23 protein-coding genes are annotated in these 24,082 nt (G+C 39.7%); 12 read left to right on the top strand and 11 right to left on the bottom strand.

What is annotated here, in order from left to right:
* Nucleotides 1-45: 45 nt before the first annotated feature.
* Nucleotides 46-795, top strand: coding sequence for a dienelactone hydrolase family protein (locus AN393_RS01680; RefSeq protein ID WP_055014102.1), 750 nt, complete (start codon nt 46-48; stop codon nt 793-795).
* On the opposite strand, the gene AN393_RS01675 is transcribed toward AN393_RS01680, so the two are convergent.
* A complete protein-coding gene (locus tag AN393_RS01675) occupies nt 792-1,715 on the bottom strand; it encodes a LysR family transcriptional regulator (RefSeq protein WP_055017283.1) in 924 nt (307 codons plus the stop codon). The genes AN393_RS01680 and AN393_RS01675 overlap by 4 nt on opposite strands.
* A 163-nt stretch (nt 1,716-1,878) precedes the next feature.
* Between AN393_RS01675 and AN393_RS01670 the strand changes: the two genes are divergently transcribed.
* The 5 genes from AN393_RS01670 (at nt 1,879) to AN393_RS01650 (ending at nt 7,556) form a co-directional block, all read left to right on the top strand.
* A complete protein-coding gene (locus tag AN393_RS01670) occupies nt 1,879-2,562 on the top strand; it encodes a type 1 glutamine amidotransferase domain-containing protein (RefSeq protein ID WP_055017153.1) in 684 nt (227 codons plus the stop codon).
* Nucleotides 2,563-2,665: 103 nt separating this feature from the next.
* Nucleotides 2,666-3,247 (top strand): rhomboid family intramembrane serine protease, encoded by a 582-nt coding sequence (locus AN393_RS01665; RefSeq protein ID WP_055017152.1) that lies wholly within the window; start codon nt 2,666-2,668, stop codon nt 3,245-3,247.
* An 89-nt stretch (nt 3,248-3,336) separates the two neighbouring features.
* A complete protein-coding gene (gene yghU / locus AN393_RS01660) occupies nt 3,337-4,176 on the top strand; it encodes a glutathione-dependent disulfide-bond oxidoreductase (protein ID WP_055017151.1) in 840 nt (279 codons plus the stop codon).
* Between the two features lie 133 nt (nt 4,177-4,309).
* Nucleotides 4,310-6,250 (top strand): bifunctional diguanylate cyclase/phosphodiesterase, encoded by a 1,941-nt coding sequence (locus AN393_RS01655; protein ID WP_055014106.1) that lies wholly within the window; start codon nt 4,310-4,312, stop codon nt 6,248-6,250.
* Between the two features lie 4 nt (nt 6,251-6,254).
* Entirely contained in the window at nt 6,255-7,556 is a 1,302-nt protein-coding gene (locus AN393_RS01650; protein WP_055017150.1) for an MFS transporter, read from the top strand.
* A 128-nt stretch (nt 7,557-7,684) separates the two neighbouring features.
* Here the strand turns inward: AN393_RS01650 and AN393_RS01645 are convergent, their stop codons facing one another.
* Entirely contained in the window at nt 7,685-8,137 is a 453-nt protein-coding gene (locus tag AN393_RS01645) for a hypothetical protein (protein WP_055017149.1), read from the bottom strand.
* Between the two features lie 11 nt (nt 8,138-8,148).
* On the bottom strand, nt 8,149-8,424 hold the full coding sequence (locus AN393_RS01640; protein ID WP_055017148.1) for an EF-hand domain-containing protein: 276 nt from the start codon (nt 8,422-8,424) through the stop codon (nt 8,149-8,151).
* A 253-nt stretch (nt 8,425-8,677) separates the two neighbouring features.
* Between AN393_RS01640 and AN393_RS01635 the strand changes: the two genes are divergently transcribed.
* A complete protein-coding gene (locus AN393_RS01635; RefSeq protein WP_055014110.1) occupies nt 8,678-9,532 on the top strand; it encodes a PA4780 family RIO1-like protein kinase in 855 nt (284 codons plus the stop codon).
* A gap of 18 nt (nt 9,533-9,550) precedes the next feature.
* Here the strand turns inward: AN393_RS01635 and AN393_RS01630 are convergent, their stop codons facing one another.
* From AN393_RS01630 to AN393_RS01615, 4 genes are all read right to left on the bottom strand, one after another.
* Nucleotides 9,551-10,225 carry a response regulator gene (locus tag AN393_RS01630; RefSeq protein WP_055017147.1) on the bottom strand — a complete coding sequence of 225 codons (675 nt, stop codon included), beginning with the start codon at nt 10,223-10,225 and terminating at the stop codon, nt 9,551-9,553.
* A 9-nt stretch (nt 10,226-10,234) separates the two neighbouring features.
* Nucleotides 10,235-11,689 carry an ATP-binding protein gene (locus tag AN393_RS01625; protein ID WP_055017146.1) on the bottom strand — a complete coding sequence of 485 codons (1,455 nt, stop codon included), beginning with the start codon at nt 11,687-11,689 and terminating at the stop codon, nt 10,235-10,237.
* A gap of 261 nt (nt 11,690-11,950) precedes the next feature.
* On the bottom strand, nt 11,951-13,879 hold the full coding sequence (locus AN393_RS01620) for a S9 family peptidase (RefSeq protein WP_055017145.1): 1,929 nt from the start codon (nt 13,877-13,879) through the stop codon (nt 11,951-11,953).
* Between the two features lie 71 nt (nt 13,880-13,950).
* Nucleotides 13,951-14,559, bottom strand: a complete 609-nt coding sequence (locus AN393_RS01615; RefSeq protein WP_055017144.1) for a flavin reductase family protein — start codon at nt 14,557-14,559, stop codon at nt 13,951-13,953.
* A gap of 84 nt (nt 14,560-14,643) precedes the next feature.
* Between AN393_RS01615 and AN393_RS01610 the strand changes: the two genes are divergently transcribed.
* The 3 genes from AN393_RS01610 (at nt 14,644) to AN393_RS01605 (ending at nt 16,873) form a co-directional block, all read left to right on the top strand.
* Nucleotides 14,644-16,146 (top strand): cryptochrome/deoxyribodipyrimidine photo-lyase family protein, encoded by a 1,503-nt coding sequence (locus tag AN393_RS01610; RefSeq protein ID WP_055017143.1) that lies wholly within the window; start codon nt 14,644-14,646, stop codon nt 16,144-16,146.
* 1 nt (nt 16,147) lies between these two features.
* On the top strand, nt 16,148-16,294 hold the full coding sequence (locus AN393_RS20010; RefSeq protein WP_082422656.1) for a DUF2256 domain-containing protein: 147 nt from the start codon (nt 16,148-16,150) through the stop codon (nt 16,292-16,294).
* Between the two features lie 141 nt (nt 16,295-16,435).
* Nucleotides 16,436-16,873 (top strand): OsmC family protein, encoded by a 438-nt coding sequence (locus tag AN393_RS01605; RefSeq protein ID WP_055017142.1) that lies wholly within the window; start codon nt 16,436-16,438, stop codon nt 16,871-16,873.
* A gap of 63 nt (nt 16,874-16,936) precedes the next feature.
* Here the strand turns inward: AN393_RS01605 and AN393_RS01600 are convergent, their stop codons facing one another.
* Nucleotides 16,937-17,116: a 2TM domain-containing protein gene (locus tag AN393_RS01600; RefSeq protein WP_055014116.1), complete on the bottom strand. Its 180-nt coding sequence runs from the start codon at nt 17,114-17,116 to the stop codon at nt 16,937-16,939.
* Between the two features lie 238 nt (nt 17,117-17,354).
* Here AN393_RS01600 and AN393_RS01595 point away from each other — a divergent pair, with 238 nt between their 5' ends.
* The gene (locus AN393_RS01595) at nt 17,355-18,140 is read left to right on the top strand and encodes a putative porin (protein ID WP_055014117.1); all 786 of its coding nucleotides are present in this window, start codon (nt 17,355-17,357) and stop codon (nt 18,138-18,140) included.
* A gap of 74 nt (nt 18,141-18,214) precedes the next feature.
* On the opposite strand, the gene AN393_RS01590 is transcribed toward AN393_RS01595, so the two are convergent.
* Nucleotides 18,215-19,702 (bottom strand): dipeptidase, encoded by a 1,488-nt coding sequence (locus AN393_RS01590; RefSeq protein WP_055017141.1) that lies wholly within the window; start codon nt 19,700-19,702, stop codon nt 18,215-18,217.
* Between the two features lie 169 nt (nt 19,703-19,871).
* On the opposite strand from AN393_RS01590, the gene AN393_RS20005 reads away from it, so the two are divergent.
* Complete coding sequence (locus tag AN393_RS20005; RefSeq protein WP_082422655.1) at nt 19,872-20,048, top strand: DUF2986 domain-containing protein; 177 nt, start codon at nt 19,872-19,874, stop codon at nt 20,046-20,048.
* Nucleotides 20,049-20,097: 49 nt separating this feature from the next.
* Here the strand turns inward: AN393_RS20005 and AN393_RS01585 are convergent, their stop codons facing one another.
* Together AN393_RS01585 and AN393_RS20690 are read right to left on the bottom strand one after the other, a co-directional pair.
* On the bottom strand, nt 20,098-22,233 hold the full coding sequence (locus tag AN393_RS01585; RefSeq protein ID WP_055014119.1) for a TonB-dependent receptor: 2,136 nt from the start codon (nt 22,231-22,233) through the stop codon (nt 20,098-20,100).
* A 98-nt stretch (nt 22,234-22,331) separates the two neighbouring features.
* Nucleotides 22,332-23,633 carry a PAS domain-containing methyl-accepting chemotaxis protein gene (locus AN393_RS20690; protein ID WP_055014120.1) on the bottom strand — a complete coding sequence of 434 codons (1,302 nt, stop codon included), beginning with the start codon at nt 23,631-23,633 and terminating at the stop codon, nt 22,332-22,334.
* Between the last annotated feature and the right edge of the window lie 449 nt (nt 23,634-24,082).

Below are 24,082 nucleotides of genomic sequence, written 5' to 3'. Positions count from 1 at the left end.
CGCTCAGTTACCATAACCTTATTAATTATTTAACTGAGCGCTTTTATGATAATCCAACACCATAATACCGACCTACCCACCCCAACAGGCTTGATGCGAACTACCGTTTACCGTCCTCATGCTCCTGGCCAATACCCAAGTATTATTTTTTACTCTGAGATTTTTCAGCAAACAGCCCCGATTGCGCGCAGCGCCGCAATTTTAGCAAGCCATGGTTTTGTTGTGTTAGTGCCTGAGGTATTTCATGAGCTAAACCCGATTGGTACTGTACTTGCCTACGATGAGGCGGGTAAAGATAAAGGCAATGCCGATAAATGGCAAAAGCCACTTGAGCAACACGACAGCGATACCCAAGCACTCATCGACTTTATACAAAACCAAGATTACTGCACTGGTACCGTAGGAGCTATGGGTGTGTGCATCGGTGGGCATTTAGCTTACAGAGCCGCATTAAATCCACATATACAAGCGGCATTTTGTTTATACGCCACCGATATTCATAGTGATACCTTACCCGCTAATGCAGGTAACAATTCGTTTGAACGCATGGCTGATATTAAAGGCGAAGTACACTTTATTTGGGGTAAACAAGACCCACATGTACCGCAACAAGGGCGTAGTAAAATTTATCAGCAATGTGTCGCTACAGGTATTAACTACCACTGGCAAGAAGTAAACGCACAGCATGCGTTTATGCGTGATGAGGGCGACCGCTACGATGCAGCGCTTGCAATCACTATGTATCAGCAAGCTGTTGCATTATTTAGCCGCACGCTTCAACACAAGGCTTTTTAAACGTTTTTCAGCATGCCCAACGCGGTGTGCTGTTTTACAAAATACGCTTTTAAGTAATCAATAAATAACCTAAGCTTTTTAGAGCCAGCGGCCCCAGGCGGAAACACACCATAAAGCTCTATATCTTTTGTTTTATAGTCATCAAGTATTATTTCTAGCAGCCCAGCTTGTACTTTAGGCCACGCGTCATACAAAGGAATACGACCAAGCCCATGCCCAGCTTCCACAAACGCGGTACGCGCGGCGGCATTGTTGGTGCTTATGCCACCTTGTAGTATTACATCGTATTTTTTGCCCTCTTTGCTAAGGGTTAATGTTTTACTGCTAAGTTGGTACACCACCCATTTATGTGAGGCTAATTCAGCTGGCGTGTGCGGTTTGCCAAAGTGCTCAAAGTACGTTGCAGAACCACAAATACAGGTACTCATGGTTGTTAATTTAGTAGCCTGTAAATTAGAGTCTCTTAAAGCGACGCCACGGATAGCTATATCAAAGCCATTTTTTATTATATCAACCACATCATCGGTGAGCTGTAAGTCTATTTCAATTTTAGGGTATTGGCGTTTAAACGTATTAATTGCGGGCACAATTAATTGCATGCCAACATTAACAGGGCAACTTATTTTTAATATTCCTTGTGGCTCACTTTTAATGTTTTCTATTTGCTGATTAGCCGCGTTTGCTTGCTCGGTGATCACTCTACAGCGTTCGTAATAAGCAATACCGGCTTCGGTTAGCGCCATTGTGCGGGTAGAGCGGTTAAGCAATGTTACTTCTAATTGCGTTTCTAGTTTCTTAAGGTGATAACTTACCACCGCTCGCGTTAACCCTAATTGCTTCGAAGCCGCGGTTAGACTGCCCTGCTCTACTATTTGCGCAAATACCACCATGCTTTTAAGTTGCTCAAACGACACTTTCATCACACACCCACCTTTGGTTATTAACTCAATCATTGTATCAATAATTAAACCAATAAAGTTAACTTTATCATCGTTGTTTAAATCCTTGTGAGTGCATATAGTTATTACAACACCTTGGTTAACACCAAGCTTTAATTTACTCACTAATCGAAGGAATATTGTTATGGCTAAAAAAATACTTATGGTACTTACCTCGCATTCAGAGCTTGGTAACACAGGCGAAAAAACAGGTTTTTGGGTAGAAGAATTCGCAGCCCCCTACTACGCGTTTGTAGATGCCGGTGCAGAGGTAACACTTGCTTCCCCTGCGGGTGGCCAGCCACCGATTGACCCAACGAGTACACTTTCTGATTTTGAAACTGCTGCAACAAAGCGCTATGACAATGACAGCGCAGCACAAACACTTATGGCAAACACAAAAAAATTAAGCGAAGTAAACGCCAGCGACTTTGACGCTGTATTTTACCCAGGCGGCCACGGCCCACTATGGGATTTAGTAGATAACAGCGATTCAATCTCACTTATCGAAAAGTTTGTAAAAGAACAAAAACCTGTGGCGGCTGTTTGTCACGCTAGTGCTGCTTTTTTAAATGTTAAAGACGAGCAAGGTAATACGCTTGTAGCCAGTAAAAAAGTGACAGGCTTTAGTAACTCAGAAGAAGCCGCCGTGCAATTAACAGATGTAGTGCCATTTTTAGTTGAAGATGAACTTATTAAAAAAGGCGGTGATTATCAAAAAACCGACGACTGGGGCGTATTAGCTGTAGAAGATGGTTTAGTGATTACAGGCCAAAACCCAGCAAGTTCAGAGCTTGCGGCGAAAAAGCTATTAACCAAACTTGGTTAAACAACCATTAAGCGCGGTGTATATCGCCGCGCTTTTTAAATTGCTTTTAATAGCGAAAACATACTCCTATACTGGTACAAAATAATCCTACAAAGGCGTTTATATGCCAACTAACTCATCATCTTCTTCAGTTATAACCAGTACTCGATTTGCAATATTTAGCGTTGTTTTTTTGTGCTTAGTACTGCAAATTATCAATAGCTTACCAGGCATTACCCTTAATGGTTTAGGAATTTATCCGCGAAGTGTACACGGGTTAATTGGCATTTTATGCGCTCCATTTTTGCACGGAAGCTGGTGGCACTTTGCTAGCAACATGTTGTCTTTTACTGTACTTAGCTGGCTTATTTGCCAATACAGTGTAAAACGCTTTTATACTGTGTTCATTTTTACTGCATTAATGGGTGGGCTATTAGTGTGGGCCTTTGGTCGTAGTAGTTTTCATGTAGGCTTAAGCGGTGTTATTTATGGTTTGTGGGGGTTTATACTGTGCTATGGAGTGGTTAGGCGCTCACTCAAATCGATTGTTATTGCCGTAGTAGTTGCGGTGCTTTACAGCGGCTTTATTTGGGGCGTTTTGCCACAGCGCTTTCATGTCTCATTTGAAAGTCATCTATTTGGTGCGTTAAGTGGGTTCTTTTTAGGATATAAACTTGCCAAATCAGATAAATTAAAAGCACGATAATTTTTTGCATTGTCTTTAAATAATTATTTACACCCCCAGCTTTTTATTTGTCAGTATAGAAATTAATACATTTTAAATTGAGGTTATTTATGAGTAATGAAAACGAACACACTGTGCCTAGAGTGTGGACGTGGGACAGTGAAAGTGGTGGTAAATTTGCCAACATCAACCGCCCTATTGCAGGCCCCACACATGATAAAAACTTGACCATTGGCGAACATCCATTTCAACTTTATTCATTAGCCACGCCTAATGGCCAAAAAGCGACCATTATGTTTGAAGAGCTATTAGAGCTTGGTCTAACCGATGCCGACTACGATGCCTACTTAATTGACATTGGCGAAGGCGACCAATTTGGCTCGGACTTTGTTGATATTAATCCAAACTCTAAAATCCCCGCGCTTATGGATCACTCAACCACACCACCAACACGCATTTTTGAGTCGGGTTCAATTTTACAATACTTGGCAGAAAAATTTGATGTACTAATACCAAAAGATTTTAAAGCCAAGACAGAATGCCGTAATTGGCTGTTTTGGCAAATGGGATCTGCACCTTATTTAGGGGGTGGATTTGGCCATTTTTATAGCTACGCACCAACAAAAATGAAATACCCAATAGACCGCTTTACTATGGAAACTAAGCGACAGCTCGATGTATTAAATCGTCACTTGAGTGAAAACGAATACATGGCGGGTAGTGAATACTCTATTGCCGACATTGCTATTTGGCCTTGGTATGGCTCATTGGTGCTTGGAAAACTATACGACGCTGCCGAGTTTTTAGATGTAGCCTCTTACACTCATGTAATGCGCTGGGCAGAACAAATAGCGAAGCGCCCCGCTGTTAAACGTGGTCAGCGAGTTAATCGTACTTGGGGCCCAGAAGAAGAACAACTCAGCGAGCGTCATAGCGCTAACGATTTTTAACTTAAAGCCCATAACAAGACATTGTGTTATGGGCATTTTTTTATTTAAAGTCTGCATTTTCCTATCATTAAACTATATTTATTATTGTATTTTTATAAATGTAACCCGCATTACTTTAATAAGGCTTTGATGAGTGCAATATAAAAACCTAAATAGTAATGAACGCATAGAAGCCGTAAAACTTTTATATTCTAATGCTTTATCTGGCATTGGCGTTTCTGCATTGGTAAGCTTTGTGCTTGTATTTGCTTTTGACTTAACGAATAAGACAACCAAACAAGAAAAAATAATTTGGCTTTTTTTCATGCTGGTCATTTTAGCAATTAGGCTAATTGATGTTATTTACTTCAACTACACTAAAGGCGTTAACCACCGATTTAATGCAAATAACTTTTTAAAACGCTTTTCAGTGGGCTGCATTGCAACTGCTATTTCATGGTCATGTTACGCACTGTGGTTTCATAAAAGCTCATCCATCGTTGAAATTACCACCACTATAGCTATTTTGTCTGCCTTTGCTGGAGGCTCTGCCAATTTACTCTCTGGCAGTCGTTTTACCTCAGTGTGCTACAGCATTATTTTATTAATGCCTTACTCTTTAGTGCTTAGCTTATCTGATAACTATTACCAGTATATACTTGGGTTCTTAGGCATTACTTTTTCAGCCATTATGGTTGCCTCTTCCTATAAATCTGCCACATTTACCCAAACAGCAATAAAATTACGAAATCAAAACCGCAAACTACTTAACGAGATGGAAAGCAAAGTAGAAAAGCGCACTGAAGAAATTTACCGCTTATCTAATACTGACCCACTAACAAATTTATTAAACCGCACCGCTTTTTTAAAGGTAGCTAATAAACAACTTGCAGATCACCCTAATGAAAAACTCGCTTTACTTTTTGTAGATCTAGATGGATTTAAGCAAATTAATGACACTATGGGACATAAAATAGGTGATCAAGTGCTTAAGGAAATAGCCGAGCGCCTCAGTACGGTGTGCACTCGACATCTATACAAATGTCGCTGGGGCGGAGATGAATTTTTAATTTTAACAACCTACGAAGATCAACAAGATTTATTTAATTTTGCCAAAAAGGTGATTAAAAGTATTAGTGCCGAGCATGAACGATATAAATATCAAAGTTGGGTATCAGCCACTATTGGCATCGCTTTATTTCCTGAACATGAGGCTGATTTGGGCGCATTAATCCGCTCAGCAGATTTAGCCATGTACCATCAAAAGCGAACTGCAAAAGGCTGCGTTAATATTTACAACAACGACTTAAAGCGTCAGCAAGAGCGCGAACAGTTACTCAGCCAACAATTAGCAATGGCAATAAAAAATAACGGCTTGCGATTAGTGTTTCAGCCTATAGTTGATAGTAAAACAACAAAGGTAACCTCGTTTGAATCGCTTTTAAGGTGGCAGTTAAATGGCGAAGCGATATTTCCCGATGAGTTTATTGCCATTGCCGAGCAATACAACCTCATAACCGAACTTGGCTTATGGGTGATTGAACAAGCGTGTGCGCAAGCTTGCACGTTTAAAAACGTACAACCCCCTATTGCTGTGAGCGTTAATGTATCGGTAATACAACTTCAAGACCCTGATTTTGTCACTAAAGTTGTAAATATAGTGAATCAATACCATGTAAAGCCCGAAAACCTGCACCTTGAAATCACTGAATCTGTGTTTGCAGAGGATAAGCTCACCTTTTTAGCCGCAGTAAAAGAGCTGCAAAAACAAGGATTTTGTATTTCTATAGATGACTTTGGTACGGGGTATTCATCCTTATCGAGCATGTTAGATATTGGTGTAGACATAGTAAAAATAGATAAAAGCTTTATTCAGAATATGGATAAGCGAGGCTTAAGTATTATTCATGCAATTGTGCAAATGGCCTCTACACTTGATTTTATAGTAGTTGCCGAAGGCGTCGAAACCCTAGAGCAAGCCAATGTGCTAAAAGAAATTGGCGTGTCTCACCTGCAAGGTTATTATTTTTCTAAACCTATGGAACAACACTTTGTAGAATCATACCTTAACGAGCAAAACAAATTGTGTAGCTAGCAATATGAAAAAACTCACTAAAGAGCAAGTCTATAAACGCCTTAATAACGATGAAGACGCACGTGCCTGTAAAGACATAAACGATGAAGACTGCAAAGAAGTTGCTGGTAACTTTATTCTTTTATTAGCAAGCCAGCTTTTTAGTAAATTTGCCGATGCCCTCCTCAATCCTAAAGTAACCCTACCTTGGTTAATGCAAAGCTTAAACGTACCAAGCGCGTTTATAGCCTGGCTTGTGCCTATTAGAGAATCAGGCTCTTTATTACCCCAATTAGCGATAGCCAATATTATCCGCCAACGCCCTGTGAGAAAGTGGGTATGGGTTTGTGGTGCATTTGCCCAAGCTTTATGTATTGGCGCTATGGTGGGTGTTTCATTTGTGCTAGAAGGCGCTCAAGCTGGCTATGCAATTTTAGCTCTGTTGGTGCTCTTTAGCCTCGCCCGCGGGTTTAACTCTATTGCTGCTAAAGATGTATTAGGTAAAGTGATCCCTAAAAAAAAGCGAGGTAATATTAGTGGCCTGGCAGCAAGTATTGCCGGACTTGCAACACTTACTTTTGGTTTAATGATGTGGTTTTTTTCGGGGCAAAAAGAGCAAAATACGGTATTAATTGCGCTAAGTTTAGGCGCCGTTTTGTGGGTTGCTGCTGCACTTTTTTATAGCCGCATAAACGAATACAAAGGCGCGACCCAAGGCGGTAAAAATGGCTTTTTAAATGCGCTAAGTAAATTACAGCTGCTTTATCAAGATAAACAATTTGCACACTTTGTCATTACCCGCGCCTTTTTACTTTGCTCAGCCCTAAGCGCGCCTTTTTATATTATTTTAGCAAGCTCTCAACAGTTTGAATTTTCATTATTGGCAATATTTTTAGCCGTGTCTGGCTTAGCAAGTTTAATTTCTGGGCCAATATGGGGAAGACTTAGCGATTTTTCTAGCCAAAAGGTGCTTGTGATCAGTGCGTTACTTGTCACCATAAATGGCGTAAGCGTGTTTGTAATAGCCTCATGGTATAGCCAACTGTTTGAATATGCTTGGGTAATACCTAGTTTTTATTTTTTGCTTTGTATTGCTCATCAAGGGGTGCGGCTCGGGCGTAAAACCTATTTAGTGGATATGGCACAAGGCAATAAACGCACCGATTACGTGTCGGTTAGCAATACTATAATTGGTATTTTGCTTCTAATGTTAGGCAGTATAGGGCTTTTAGATGCATTTTTATCAACCGCACAGCTTATTTTGTTGTATAGCCTACTCGGTTTATTAGGTGCTATTAGCGCGATTTTTTTGCCTCAAGCAGAGTAAACCCAATCCGCACTAATACGTAATCAATTAAGCGAATGGGTATAATAAAAAAGCCCAACAAAATAATTGCCGGGCTTTGGACTTAAGACCTAAGGATAAACGCTCAGCTTTACCTCAAGTTATAACACCTAAGCTGTTACATTTAGCAGTGAATCGCCTTCACTTAAGCCAAATTTTTCTTGTACCGATGAAAGAATTGATTCTTTATCTTCATCTGATAGCTGGCTTGAATACTCAGTTAATAACTCATCTAAGTAGCTAACCACTTCGTCAGTATCAACAGATTCTAGCGCGTTTTGTGGCGGCGGTGGCGGACGCTGCCCTTCAGGACGTCCTGCATCGCCAATACTTTTAGCGTCAAAATCAAGTTCGCTCATTAAATCCGCTAACTCTTTTGTAGGCGAGATCCCCTGCTCTTCAAATGCGGCTTGAATACTTTGCGCATCTTCTGTGCTTAGGTTTTGTGCATCAAATTCTGCCAGTGTTTCTTTAACAAACTCAGTTTGCTCTGTGGTTAAAGCACTTACTTGACTCGATTGTTGAGCCATAAAACTCGCTGAGCTACCAATACTGTTGATCATTTTTTTCTTCCTTAACGTGCGCGGCGTGGTGGCTTGTGTTCACTTAATTCTTGTTCGCTAATTTCGCCATTCCCATCGGCATCTATAGCATCAAAAATAGTTTGCGCATCGCCTTGCGGTGGCGCACTTTCACTAAATTCTGCAAGGCTAATCACACCGTCACCATTTGCATCTATGCTCGAAAAGTCAGGTTTAGGTGGTGGGTTATCACCGCCTCGGGCTGCAACATTGGCTGAAAAAGCCATAGATAATAATGCAGCAACGGCAAAAGTAGAGAAATGCTTCATCGTGGTCACCTTGGGTTAGCTATTAATAAAGGGTATGAATATAAAGTACGCCTAAAAAGCGCAAACATTGTGCAAAAAATAAGGAAATAAAAATAAAGCTGATTTTTATCATGTTATTTTTACCTTATTCGGTATTTCGGTTATTGTGATAACTAATTACCTAAAACCACTTTCAACACGTTTTTGAGAGCTAACATACTAAGGGCTTATAAACATACATGTTTAATCTTCCAATTTTACTAGTTGTATCGCAGTGAAAATACCTAAACGCCTCCAGCCACTCGTTGATGATGGCCTAATTGATGAAGTGATAAGCCGCTTAATGAGCGGCAAAGAAGCGGATGTATTTGTGGTACGCAGCGGTGGCGAAATTCGCTGTGCTAAAGTCTACAAAGAAGCCGTTAAACGCAGCTTTAAAAAAGCCGCACAGTATCAAGAAGGTCGAAAAGTGAGAGGCGGACGCCAAGCCCGTGCCATGGGTAAACGCTCTAGTTATGGGCGGCAACTAGAAGAGGAAATTTGGCAAAATGCAGAGGTAGACGCGCTTAGCCGTTTATCACGTGCTGGCGTCAGAGTTCCCGACACTTATTACTGTATTGATGGCGTATTGTTAATGGAGCTTGTGTGCGATGAAGACGGTGATGTTGCTCCTCAGTTAGGGCATGTGAGCCTTACGCAGCAACACGCTATTGAGCAGTACAGTATGATGATTCATTATATTAAATTAATGCTGTGCGCGGGTATTATCCACGGTGACTTATCGGAATTTAACGTACTTGTTGATAATAAAGGGCCTGTCATTATTGACCTTCCGCAAGCTGTAAACGCCGCGGCTAATAACAGTGCGCAAGCAATGTTTACGCGCGATGTAAACAACATACGCCGTTATTATGCGCAGTTTGCACCTAGCCTTTTAAAAACCCAATACGCAAAAGAAATGTGGGCACTGTTTGAAGAGGCCAGCTTAACGCCAAACACGGTGCTCAGCGGGGAATTTGAAGACAGTAGCGAAGTTGCAGATGTAGATGCTGTGCTAGATGAAATACAAGCGGCCGAATACGAAGAGTTCGACCGTTTAGAACGTATTAAAAATGCAGATGATGAGTAAAGCTGCGCTCACTTTTAGCTATTGAGGATGAACAAACCGATAGCCCACCCCGTAAACCGACTGAATAACGCTTTCGGTTTGCGTTACTTCATCCAGCTTTTTACGTAATTTTTTTATGTGGCTGTCTATAGTGCGGTGGCTAACTATACGTTGGTCTGCGTACATGGTGTCCATTAAGCTATCGCGTGAGTAAATTCGGTTAGGATTTGAATACAAAGGCTTAAATAGCTGAAATTCAAAATTAGTTAGTTCTATACTGCTATTTTTATAGTTAACACTGTAAGTACTTTCATCCAGTGTCATGGCATTATTTACAGGCTCTTTTGTGCTATTCACACGCCTTAAAATTGCTTTTACACGCGCCACCAACTCAGCATAGCTAAACGGTTTACAAATATAATCATCGGCGCCCAATTCTAGCCCAAGCAATCGGTCAATCTCCTCTACCTTTGCCGAAACCATAATAATGGGCACATTAGAGAACTTTCTTATCGCTTTGCACAGCTCTATACCGCTTTGCCCTGGCAGCATAATATCCAATAAAATAACACTTGGCTTGTTACTTTCAAGCCAGCTAAGTACCTCATCACCATGATGAATAAGGTGCGTTTGATAATGATGACTTGTTAAAAAGTCGCTCATTAAATTGGCAAGTTTTATTTCATCTTCAACAATGAGTATTTGCTCACTCATATTTATCCTCTACTGAACTAATAAGGGTAATTTAATAACAATGCCAAGCCCACCAATACTGGCTTTTTCAGCCGCTATTTCGCCATTATGACCTTTAACGATATGCTGACAAATGGACAAACCTAAACCAGAGCCTCCCTCTTGGCGGTTGCGAGAGCTGTCTACACGGTATAAATATTCAAACAAATGCGATAAATGCGTTTGCTCAACACCTATCCCATTATCTTCTATTATAAGCTCTAAATAGGCTTGGTCTTTTATATTTACGTTATTGGCACTTAAAGAAATAGTTGTACACTGCGCGTAATGAACCGCATTCATTAATATATTATCTAATAATTGCAGTATACGTGTTTTATCTGCGTTTACTGTGGTGTTGTTAGCGCTATTAAGAAGGTAAAAATTAATAGCGTGCTGCTTAAAAATAACATGGTATTTTTGCTCTATGGAGTTAAGTAAGTAGCCTACATCGGTTGCTTCCATGGTGTAATGCATGCCACCTAACTCGGCACTGTTTAGCATGTGTAAGTCGTCTATCAAGCGCTTTAAATGCAGCGCTTCATCGTTAGCAGAACTAATATTTTTATTATTTGGTTCACGTATCCCAAGCAACATAGCTTCAAGCTCACCGAGTAAAATGCTCATGGGCGTTCTTAGTTCATGAGAAATATTTGCAAGCCAACGTTTACGTACTTGCTCATCCTTAGCAAGCGTAAAGGCCAAGGTGTTAAAATCTTCACTAAGCTGGCCCAGCTCGTCTTTTCTATCTAATAAAAGCTTTGTGCTGTACTGCCCTTTAGTAAGCTTGTGCATACCGCTGGCTATTTGCTTTACAGGGCCAACTAAGTGCCTTGCTAATAAAAAAGACAACATTAAGGTAAGTAGCCCTGCGGTTAACGCAATAAGCCATAAATAGTTAGTTTGCTGCTTTAAAAAATCAAGCTCGTACCCATCTGCTAGGCTTTTTCTTTTTGAAACAGCAAGATAAGCAATTGTTTTACCTTCAAGCTCTATGGGCGTTTTAATGTACTTTAAATCATCAAATAATTTACCAAAAATACGCTGCTGGTTTTCATCAAGTAGTGCATAGTGCGCGGCATGCTCAGGCGGTGGGCGACGATCGCGCTGCGCCAAATGCTGTGGGGGCCTGGGTCTGCGTTCGCCGCGAATTTCTGGGCGCTGTGGCATATCGCGTAAACTAGGTAAAAACTGACTTGATTGCAATTGCGATTCAACCAACCTTAAAAAGCGCTGATCGTTACCTATAATTTTATCCCACGAGGGAGTTTGCGCATACTTATTAGCGAGTTGTACTGCCAATGGCTCTAATGCTTTTACTTCTTTAGCGTTAACAAAATCAATAACACCTTGGCCAATACTGTACTGAATAAGCACAGCTAACCCCGCAATAATGCTAAAAGTAAAACTAAATAATATTAAAAAAAGTTTATTATGAATTTTCATTTATTTTCTATAAACCTGACTCTAAAGCATTTGAGCTATTATTTATTACGTATTTTTTTACCGCTAAAACGTATTCTTAAAAGCTCTAAGCACTTTTAAGAATAGCCTGTAATACCAATTGTATTAACTGTGTGTTCTATTATAGCGACTTATAAATAGCGCCTTTAATAACAACGTACAATGTTAACAAGTAAAAGTGCAAACAATGTGCATTATTTAGAAATTTAAGATCAAAAAAGGCGACCTAAGTCGCCTTTGTTATCAATCGTTTTTTAAATGCTTATCAAAAAAATCGAGAAACGCTTGTAATGTTTTAATTCTATGCGGCTGATAGGACAAGTAATGATCACCCTCTTCTAGCTCAATGTAAGTAACATCTTTATCTTCGTCATCTAATTCATCTTCCATTTCTCGGCTGTGATAAATAGGTACTACGCTGTCGTCGCTGCCATGAATAAGTAAAATTGGTTTGTTAATCGATTTTGCAAAGTTAACAGGAGAATTAGCCTCTAACTTATCGCTATTTGTTCCAAACTGTTTTCTTACTATGTCTTTGTTTGTAAAGTATCGAGCTTTACTCACAATATGCTCAAGGTCAGTTACCCCTGCAAAACTTGCCGCACATTTAAATGTTTCAGGGTGTTTAATAACAGCCATTAGGGCGGCATACCCACCGTAGCTTGCGCCACCAATACAAATTTTATCTGGCTGAGCAATCCCCTGGTCTATTAACCAGTTAGCTCCATCTTGTAAGTCATCTTGCATGGCTAAACCAAAACCTTGGATCGACTGCATTAAAAAGTCATAACCATAACCACTTGAGCCACGAAAGTTAGGCTGTAACACGGCGTAACCATTGTATGCCAGTAGCGCCGTCCAATAGTCAAAGCCTGCATAATCTCGCGCCATAGGCCCACCATGTGGAAATATAATAGTGGGTAACTTATCGCCCTTCTCATAGCCAACAGGCAGCGTTAAGTAGCCTTCTATAACAAGCCCATCACGTGCTTTATAGCTAATGAGCTCTTTACCGGCGAATACGCTTTCATTAATGTGTGGGTAAACGTCTGCAAAAAATGTTAAGTCTCCTCGCTTTCTGTCACCTAACATGTAGGCGCCTGAAGTTTTATCTGAGCTGACATAAAGTACATATTTTTGTTGATCGTCGCTGGTGCTAACAATATCCATTTCAAATGAATCTTTAGGTAATGAAGCTCGTAAAGAACGATGTAACTTATCTAAGTCTTCATCCCAATACGCAATACCATCTTCTAACTGAGAATGCGTAAAGCCTGCAACTTCACCAGTTTTACGGGAGTAAAAAATATCGCCATCTACATCGTACTTATCATCGCTAAAAATGAGCTCACGTTTGTTAGTTGTTAAATTAAGCTTAAATAATGCTTCACGTCCCTCATGTAGCGCAGTGATGTATAAAAAATTAGGGTCTTTATCAAAGCCAAGTATCGAAATACTTTGCTCACTAAATACTTCGTAGCTAAATAGTGTTTGCCACGACTCTTTTTGCTCGTTGTACAGCTCGTAAGTAAATTGTGTTTCATCCATTTTTTTAGCAATACGAACTTTGCCTTGCCTATCAGCAAACCAACTGGTTACATCTGCACGAGCACGTTGTATTTGTTTTTTACGTAAAGTAGTTAGGTCAAGCTCATACACAGCAGGGGTATTGGCAATTTTAAAATCCCCCTGCACAAGTATTTTATTTTCTTGCTCCGGTAAAAAACTAATAATTTGGTCAGAAAACTGGGGCTGCTTTTCATCACGTGTTTTGTTTGCCCTAAAAGCCAGTTTTATTCCTTTATCATCACTTAAATTATACGAATACATTAAAGTAGATGTATACTTAACCCCACCAAATTGATATTTAATGTATCGTGCACCCAATAACAACACATTATTGTTTGCCCAGCTAAACCAGTCAAAAAATACAGTATGATTATCCGATTTAATAATCGGCTTGCCCTTGCCCGTTGTAAGGCTCTGCACCATTAAAACTAAATCGCCATCAAGGTTTTTTACATACGCAATGTTATTTCCATCAGGTGAGAGCTTAACTTGGCTTATGCTTTTTAAGCCAGCAAACGCTTCTATGGGTAACTTTTTATCAGGCGCTGAGAGACAACTAAAACTAAGTAGGGCAAGTACTAAAGTGAGGTAAAATTTAGACATTCAATATCCATTTGTTTTTATAAGTAACGCTTAATGAGTTAACAGTAAGTGTATAAAGTTAATCTGTTATTTTACAATTGTGGCCGCTTTAGTACAAATTTATCTTTGGTAGAGCTAAAGTAGTCTCCACCCATTTTGCCTACGCTGTTTAAACGCGTGGGGTCTATATAGCCATTCACTAACACCTTATCATCAATATAAATTCCTACCACGTTGAGCAGCATAACTTTGCCGCCACCGGGTTCGTCGCTTATTTGAATAATTTCTCTTAAAGTACATTCGTATCTTACTTTAGCCGTTGCAACGCCTAGGGCTGCAACCTGTGTACTAGCAACTGATTCAATATTCGCCGCCTCAAATTCACTCACATTATGCGGATAGTTAGCGCAACTTTGATTCATTTTCTCGACTAGCTCTTCACTAACAATATTAACCACGCAGCTGTTAGTGGCTTGAAGGTTTAAAAGCGTGTCTTTATTGGCTTTGTCGCGTGGGTTTACTTGAGTCACGCTCAACACTGGGGGGTTACAGCTGGCCACTGTAAAGAAAGAATACGGGGCAATATTAGCAATTCCCTCCTTACTAAGTGTGCTTACCCAAGCAATCGGCCGTGGGCTAATACCCCCAACTAAATAAGAGTAAACATTGTGCTGCGTGTTTTGTGTTAAATCTAAAAACATAATTCTCCTTTATACGTCGTACTGCAAATCGTAAAAACGCTTTATTGCGTACAGTATTTCATAACTGCAGCCACTTTTTTAAATATGCGCGAAAAGATAAACATAGTGTGGTTTAAACGCGATTTACGCCTTAGCGATCATCAACCACTTAAACATGCTTTTAATAACGGTTTACCCACGTTACTGCTTTACAACTTTGAGCCACTAATGCTTGAGGATGCACATTATAATGTGCGCCATTGGCGATTTGTTTATCAATCAATATGTGAAATAAATCAGCAGCTAAATCGCTATAAAGCAACGCTTTATATTTTTAGCCAAGACATGCTGACACTGTTAAACACGCTTAATCAAACTTACCAAATAGCAAACATATTTAGCCATCAAGAAATTGGCTTAAACAATACCTTTGAGCGAGATAAAGCCGTTGCCATGTGGTGTAAAGAGCAACAAGTACACTGGCATGAATCACAAACGGGCGCCGTTATTCGTGGCAAAAAAAACCGTAAAGATTGGAACGCACGCTGGCAACAAACAATGCAGGCTCCTATTGCTATTCCTAATTGGCAAAATATAAAAACCATTTCCCTTGATAACCACAAAACACCTAAATTACCCAAAAGCTACACGCAAAATGATGATAACTTTCAGGTAGGTGGGCCTTTAACTGCGCGCACAATACTGCAAAGCTTTTTTGCTGAGCGCGGTAAGGGATATCAAAAAGGCATATCTAGCCCCAGTTTAAGCCGTATTCATTGCTCTAGGCTTTCACCTTATTTAGCGTGGGGTAATATTAGCCTTAAGCAAGTGTACCAAATGGCAATTGATGAATACCATTCTAAACACCCCAGCAAAAAAGGCTGGAAGCGCCCGCTTGCTGCATTTGTATCGCGCCTGCACTGGCATTGCCACTTTATGCAAAAGTTTGAAAGTGAATGCACTATGGAATTTAAAGCATTAAACCCAGGTTATCATGTATTTCCGTATCGTACCGATGAGCATGTAGAACGCGATATTGAGCGTTGGGCGCAAGGCCAAACGGGCATACCCATTATCGATGCCTGTATGCGCTGTTTAAAAACTACAGGCTATATTAATTTTAGAATGCGCGCTATGTTGGTTAGCTTTGTAACGCACCATTTAAATATAAGCTGGCAGCAGGCAAGCTTACCTCTGGCAAATTACTTTTTAGACTTTGAACCGGGTATTCATTACCCGCAAATACAAATGCAGGCCTCAGTTACGGGTATTAACACCATTAGGCATTACAACCCAATTAAACAATCTGAAGATCAAGACCCAACCGGCGTCTTTATTAAAAAGTGGTGCCCCGAACTTGAAAAGCTACCAATAGAATATTTACACGAACCGTGGCAACAAACACCCATGGAAGCGCTGTTTAACGACTTTAAATTAGGAGAAGATTACCCCGAGCCCATGCTTGATTTAACCGATGCCTCTAAACAAGCGCGCGAACGTTTATGGCAATATCGAGAGCGCGCCGATGTTAAACGTGCAATTCCTAACATATTAAAAAAGCATGTAGGACTTACTCGCACACAAAAACACACCGCAAAAAGCAATTAATATGGCACACAAAAAAAGTCACTTACCACAAAAAACATGCCCTGTTTGCAATAGGCCTTTTACATGGCGCAAAAAGTGGCTGCGTGATTGGGATAACGTTATTTACTGCTCAGAGCGCTGTAAACGTAATAAAAATAAAAAGTATTAATCCTTCATGCTACGTGTGAGCTATCTGGCGTCTATTTTGCAAAGGTATGGATAATTCGGCTTTTAAGGCTGTATTTAGCTGCTTTATGTAAATAGCACTTATTTAGTCTGAAAAGCTTACATGCAACGCAAGGAGAAGATAATGACGATTAAAAAAACGGCAAGCTCAACCTGGTCTGGCGATATTAAAACAGGTAAAGGCAGTATTTCTACGCAAAGCGGCGCACTTGATAAACAACCTTTTGGCTTTAATACTCGCTTTGAAGACGAGCATGGTTCAAACCCAGAAGAATTGGTAGGTGCGGCGCACAGTGCCTGTTTTAGTATGGCGTTGTCACTTACATTAGGTGATGCAGGCTTTACAGCCGATAAAATTGATACCAAAGCAACGGTAAGTCTCGATGAAGTTGATGATGGCTTTGCAGTCACCCATATAGCACTTGACGTAAACGCACGGATTAAAGATATTGCTAACGAGCAATTTCAGGCATTGTGTGAGCAAACTAAAAAAGGGTGCCCTATTTCAAAGCTGCTCAATACCGAAATATCTCTTAATGCAACACTCAAGAGCGCCTCATAAACGGCTATCTCTTTTACATTAAGTAATTTAAGCCAAGTAAATATTCACTTGGCTTCACTTTCATTACCCTACCCTTTTTGAACGATTTAAATCTAATAAGTCGTTAAGAAGCGCAATACCCATCCCTAGCGCAGGCCACACAACCCACAAATAATTGGGTGATGTAATTAGGTTAACTACAGTAAAAAAAGTTAAAACCACTAAGTAACGTTTTAAGTTATCAAAAAATGCTGGTGTATTCATGTTTGCTCTCCTCTTAAAATGTAAGGTTATTATTGCCTTAATTTTTAAGCCTGAAAGGTGCCATTTGTCATCAGTTAATATGACATTAGTCATAAATTTATAGCAGCCCCTTCAAGCGCATTCCTACAAATACTTATACAAACATACAGTTACTTACAATTTTTTAAATGTATTTTAACGAGCGTTAAATATAATACCTTTTTCAGATACACCTATTTAATTATAAGAAAGGATACTTATGCGCTACTTAATACCACTCTCTTTGCTTGCACTTAGCTGTGCAGCGTCAGTAAACGCTGAACAATCAGCATCAAAGCAATGGTTTAATACAATTAACTACGCAAAAATTGATTCACGCTATTACAGCGATAATGTGTACGGGTTATCTACGCATTATTACTTTGAAGAGCAACAAAGCTCGGGAGTGTGGGATGATTATGGCTACCTAGATACAGATAGTAATATAGGCTTAAATTACTTTAATTCAGATGGTTATAGCAAAAAAGGGATTTTTGGAGAAGGCTTTTACGGTAATGCTTTTGCAACTTTTGAATTACCCAACATTGGCGATACAGATACCTATTCGCTTGGTATAGGTTACTTATTTGCAGATTCGTTAAAAGTATCTGCACGTATGGTAGATTACGAATATGGTGATACGGTTTATTTATTTAAAGCGCAATATAACCATCAAATTAATGACACCGACTACCTAGGTTTTACTGTCGAGACTGATGATGAAATAGACTCGTGGGACTTATCATCACGTTACTTTGCTCACCTTTACGATGAAAGCTACGTTTCTATAAATGTTGACTATCTCGATGCTGGTGATGACCCTTTTTTTGATGTACTGGCAAATTACTACTTCAATAAGCACGTTGCAGTGGGTATCGGCGTAAGCGACTCAGATTTAGTTGTTGAGGGTAAATACTTTATTAACGATAGCTACTATTTCAGCGCCAACTACACTGATAAAAATAACTATGATATATACAATCTCAGTTTTGTAGCCCAGTTTTAATAAATACAAAAAAGCCGCCTTGCTGAAGTCACTTTAGTTAAACAAGGCGGCTTTTAAATTAAAACAGCTATAGCTTACATATTTCCTAGCTCTATCATCATTGCCGTATACATACGTAAATTTAGCGCCAATTGCTCAAGCGTTATAAATTCATGCTCAGAGTGGCCTGTGTAACGTTTACCCGGCATTGAAGGGCCAAATGACACTGCATTATCAAATAGTTTTGCGTTAGTGCCGCCACCTATTGATACAAAGTCAGCTTTTTTGTCGCCGGTAAAATGCTTAAATATATCGAGTAGCTTTTGTGCGTGCGGTGCGTTATCTAACAGCATGGGTGTACCAATAACCGTATCTACTTTACTAAGCATTACGTTATTTGCTGTTTCCCATTCCTTTATCGCACTGTTAATTTGCGCTTTAAGTAGTTTTTCCTCTTTGCCTACTGGGCGGCGCGCGTTAATGGCTAACGTTAGTGCATTACCATCGCGCTCGATAAGGGTAGGCGCCACTGTCATTGGGCCCATAAAATTATGCTTATAAGCAATATTACCAAATTGCTTACCATGAATATCTAAGCCAATTAATTGGTTTACAAATTTAATAAGCTGGCCATCGCTATTATTTTCAAGCGCTACATCTTTAAATAACTCACCCAGGTGTGCGATGGCATTAACGCCCGACTCAGGCTCAGATGAGTGCGCAGATACCCCTTTTAAAGTTATTTTTAAGCCTTTACCTTGCTCTTCAAAATTAAACTCAACGTCACTAAGCGTTTTAGCTTTTGTTTTTAATGAGTTAATAATTGCAGCGCTTGCGTTATGCAGCACTAAGCTTGCATCTTCCGGTATTTGGCTTCTAAACGCGCCACCAGCAACATCACTTACATAAACCCCAGTTTGCTTTGAGGTAGCATTAAACGTAGGGGCAATTAAGCTCCAGCCTTTTTCGGCAACAACTACAGGGTATGATGCATCAATGGTTACTGCATATTTTGGTTGCTCATAGGTTTTCATAAATTCAGTAAGTGGGTCCCAGTCTGACTCTTCGGCAAGGTAAATCATCAACTCTATACGGTTATCAAGCTTTATGCCTTTATCTTTAATCGCTTTCATAGCGTAAAGCGCAGTAGCTATAGCGCCTTTGTCATCTTCTGTGCCGCGCCCTACTAATTTTCCAGGCTCAGAGGTATCAATGATAAATGGGCTTTGTTTCCACTTACTTGCATTGGCAGGTTGTACATCTCCGTGAGTAACAACGGTAACCTTTTCGTTTTGATCGCCCATACCTATAAGCACGGTATAGCCTAAGTCTTGGTAATCAAAGCCAAGCTCTGCGGCTTTCATTTTTAATACCGACTTAAAATTAATAAAGTCAGGATTTTGTGGCGCGGGTATTGAATCTTTATTTACTGTAGGAAAAGCCACTAAATTAGTTAGTGTGTGAATTTGTGATTGTTGATAAGTATTTACAGCGTAATCAGCTACACTATCAATGTTTTCATGTAATTGCGCATGAGTATTAAAAGCAAATAAAGCACTGCAGAGCAAAACTAACTTTTTCAAAACGTATCCCGTTGTATGACTAAATAAAGGCCAAATTATAGCGCTGCAGCATAATATTAAATAGCGCTTTGCGACAGGATTACAATGATCGTGTTTTAAATTTATATGGCGGCTTTAATCGCATTGGTTGTATAATGCGCGACCTAAATTTATCAGAGTATTAGTACTAATGAATCGCCGTAAAAAAATCGTCACTAAATTTCAGAAAAAAGATAAACGTGCTAATGCTAAATTACACAAAAGTAATAAACCAGCGTATGTATCTAAAGCCGAGCGCGAAAAACAAGCTTTAGAAGCAGAGCAATCTCTTTGTGCCGACGATGAGCAAAGTGCGACTACTGATTAATAATTAGCGTTAAGCCACAACACAATGGTGACTTAACTATTAATAACGTCTAAAAAGCATAACTTGCGCTTATATTAAATGAGCGCCCCTGCCCCGACAATTGGGTAAAGCCCGCGCTATTATTTTGTTTTAGTGCAGCAATACTTACTCCCCCTAATGGCAACTCGTAAAACACATCAAATAAGTTAGTTACCTCAGCACTTAGCGTTAATGCATTAAAGGTGGTTTTAGAGGACAAGTTCACTAAATTATAGCTGCTTGTTTGGTTTTCAAGGCGGTTAACATCAACGCGTGATTTTGAATCAACCCACTCCCACGACAGCGTATTTTCAAATACCCCTATTTGCTGGCTTAATGTTAACTCTGTATGTAATGGCTTAATTTGATATAGCGGTTGGTTTGTGTCGTCGCGCTTGCCACGGGTACTTGTAACGTTTGCTTTTAACAGCCATTTGCCAAACTGCTTTGATTGATAAAGCGACTTACTTATATCAAGCTTTGCACCATACAATGTGGCGTCAACATTAGTGAACTGTAAAATATTACGCGTTGTGTTTGCTAAGCCATAACTATTAAAATTACGAACAATATTTGCATCAATGTAGTCGTTTATATCGGTATACCACACATTAGCACTTACACGCCACGCATCATCTTTAGCTGTTTTTGAATACGTTGCACTAATGGTATGGGCGGTTTCGGCGTTAAGGTTTGGGTTGCCTATATAACCATTAGCATCGCCGTACCAGCCAATCATAGTACTTGCCATATTACTTACACCCCAGCTGTAGCGCTCATATAAATTGGGTGCGCGATTTTTGCGAGCAAGGCCTAATTGGAGCTCGTCATAAAGTGTAATTTGGTAATTAGCGAGTACATTTACATCAACTAAAGTGTCGGTTTTGTCTCTATCGGCATTATTAAAGTCATTTGCAGCTAGCGCATTATTAGCAGTGGTCATCGTGCTCATACTGCCCATATCCATCATACTCATGCCATCGTTATAGGCCTGCACTTCATCAACTTGCGTATTAACACGCTCAACCCTCACTCCCGTATTTAACCAAAGCTTATTATTAATTTGGCTTTCATACTCTGCAAATAAGGCAATACGCTCACGCTTCCCATTATTAATATTTATATAATCATTTGGCCCCATCATGGTTGAGCCTTCAATCGCCGGCCACCAATCATCAATGCGGTAGTTATAATATTCCTGCCCGAGCAGTAATGAGCTATTTTTATCAAGTGTAAGACGCCATTTAAGCTGCGTGCTTATATCTTTTGCATCTGTTTTCATGGGCATCATGCCGGTTTTTTCTTTACTAAAAAAGCCCATTTCGTGCTTTACACTATGCCAATTGACCTGCCCTTGCAGCTCACTGCTTTCAAAGCTGCGCTTATATTGGGCAATAGCGCCATAGCTGGTATTGTCAGTCATATCCATGTACTGGTTAGCAAAACCTTGGAACGGTATTTTTTGATGCGTAAGCTTTACGACCAGTTGTTGTTTTTCATCGCGTATCGCGCCCGTTAAACTGTGATTTTGAGCGCGGTATAGTGTATCAAGTACTTTGTTACCCTTGCCATCTTCGTAGCTGTTGGCATCACTAAACGCGCCCTGGTAATCAAAGCTTAATGTATCACTGGCTATACGAGCGCCAACACCTAACTTTCGGCCATTATCGACACTACTGTATTTAGCCGACACATAACCGGAGTGCCATGCTAACTCGCTCGTTTCGCTGTATTGTGGTGAAATAGAATTAACACTTATTACACCTGCAATGTTATCGCCACCTGCACTTACTGGCGAGACACCAGCAACAACCTTATAAGCCGCAACTTGATTGGCAGAAATATAAGAAAGCGGCGGATTCATTTGATTAGCACAGGCAGCTGTTAAATCCGCTCCATCTACAAATACTTTTACTCTATCGCCCATTAAACCATTTAAAATAGGTAAGTTAGACACTCCGCCCGCAGCCGAAAAATCAACACCTAAATGACCAAGCATTGCCTCTGATGAGCCAAGTGATAAATGCTTATTTTGTGTATGTCCGTGAACTTCAATAACTTCTAAGTCATTATCATCAGCGAGCACCACAGGCGATAAAAAGCCGCTAATTAATAGTGCTAAAGGAGAGAGTAAATAAGTGTGTTGTATACGTTTGATATAAGCCATTTATAATTTATGCCACTGTTATATATGGCATAAATTATATAATGTACTTATAGGATTATAGCGCGACAAAATGTCGCAGTTTAACAAATTACTGCAACTTAACTCACGTTAAGTCTAGACACTGTGGCAGAGACAGCATCAGCGCCTCGTTCTATTTCTTGTATTACTTCAGAGACTTTTGCTACAAGCTCACGACCCTGCTCTGAGGAGTCAGACACCGAGGTAATTTGTTTTGAAATATCGTTAGTCAATTCTTGGTTATTTTTAACCACAGTAGCAATTTCGTTGGTAGAACTACTGGTGCTTGCAGCAAGCTGCCTAACCTCGTCGGCCACAACGGCAAAGCCGCGGCCGTACTCACCCGCTCGTGCGGCCTCAATAGCGGCATTGAGCGCCAATAGATTAGTTTGATCGGCAATACTGCTTATGGTCGAAACAATAGACCCGATAACCGCCGATTGTTCATTCAGATTTTTAATTAAATCAACCGATTTAAGCACTTGGCTTACAATTGCATCGGAGTTTGCAATTGCATCGTGTAATATCTCTGACCCTCTTTTGGCCGTTTGCGCACTCGACACGGCTGACTCGTGTGCAATTTTTGCAGCGTCACTTACAGCTTCGTTTTCTTTTATCCGTTCAGTTATATTAGAGGCAAACTTCACGACTTTTATTACGTTGCCTTTGTTATCTAAAATAGGATTGTAGGTTGCCTCTAACCAAATTTCATCCCCGTTAGAGGTTATGCGTTTAAACTTACCCGATTTAAACTGTCCCTCGCTTAGCTCCTCCCAAAACCGAGGATTATTTTGATAAAAAGAGTCAGTACAAAACATTTTGTGATGCTTACCCACTATTTCTGCAAGTGAATAACCCACTGTAGATAAAAAGTTTTGATTTGCTTTAATAATGGTGCCATCGGGGTTAAATTCAATTGTGGCCAGTGCCTTATCAAGTGCTTCGGTGAGCGCTTCTTGAGATTTTCGCTGTACATAATCTTTTGTAATATCAGAGGCTATTTTAATCACCTTACTCACCACACCATTAACTTCCACAGGAAAGTAAGTAGCCTCTAGCCATAGTTTTTCACCATTAGCGTTAAAGCGCATAAAAGTACCGCTCGCTGAGTTTGCACCTTGCAACGATTGCCAAAATTGGCTGTACTCATTTGAATTAGCATAATCAGAGTCGCAAAACATACGGTGATGCTTGCCAATTATTTCTTCTCTTTTGTAACCTATGGTGTCTAAAAAAAGTTCGTTAGCATCTAAAATTTTTCCTTCAGGTGTAAATTCAATATACGCTACATGCTTATAAATAGCTGATAGTACTGATTTACTTTCATTGAGTTGACGTTCCAATTCATCAACTTTAGCGTTATCTTTTCGTAGACCAAACATATGTTAAAACCTTTAGAGACTAATATTAGAGCGACAATAACAAGCAAATATAAAAATAATATGTTAGCTAGCAATAAATGTAACAACTTTGTAAATATAAGTGTTTTTTAGCTATTCTGCGAGCAAATAATAGCTTACTAATTTACTGCTCTTCATTATCTTTTTATAAATTAACACTATAGCTATCATTTTTTAGTAGTTAACAAAAGTAAAACAAGCCAAAAATACTATTTTTATACATGACGCAGTACACTTTTTAACTTAAAATAGCCATCTCACTGACACACTCCACACCTAATATATGTTTACTCCCCACACAGTTAACGTGTGGCTATTCGTTATTTTAAAATCAAAGTTAAAGGATCTTCTATGAGTGCAGATGTTGCGTCGGCATCTAATCAGTTAAACAAAGCGGCTATTTTATTAGTGTTAGCGCTAGGTACATTTAT

The organism is Pseudoalteromonas sp. P1-25 (genome assembly GCF_001401805.1).
Classification (GTDB): domain Bacteria; phylum Pseudomonadota; class Gammaproteobacteria; order Enterobacterales; family Alteromonadaceae; genus Pseudoalteromonas.
The sequence above is the reverse complement of the archived record's forward strand: the minus strand, read 5'-3'. Positions and strand labels throughout refer to the sequence as shown.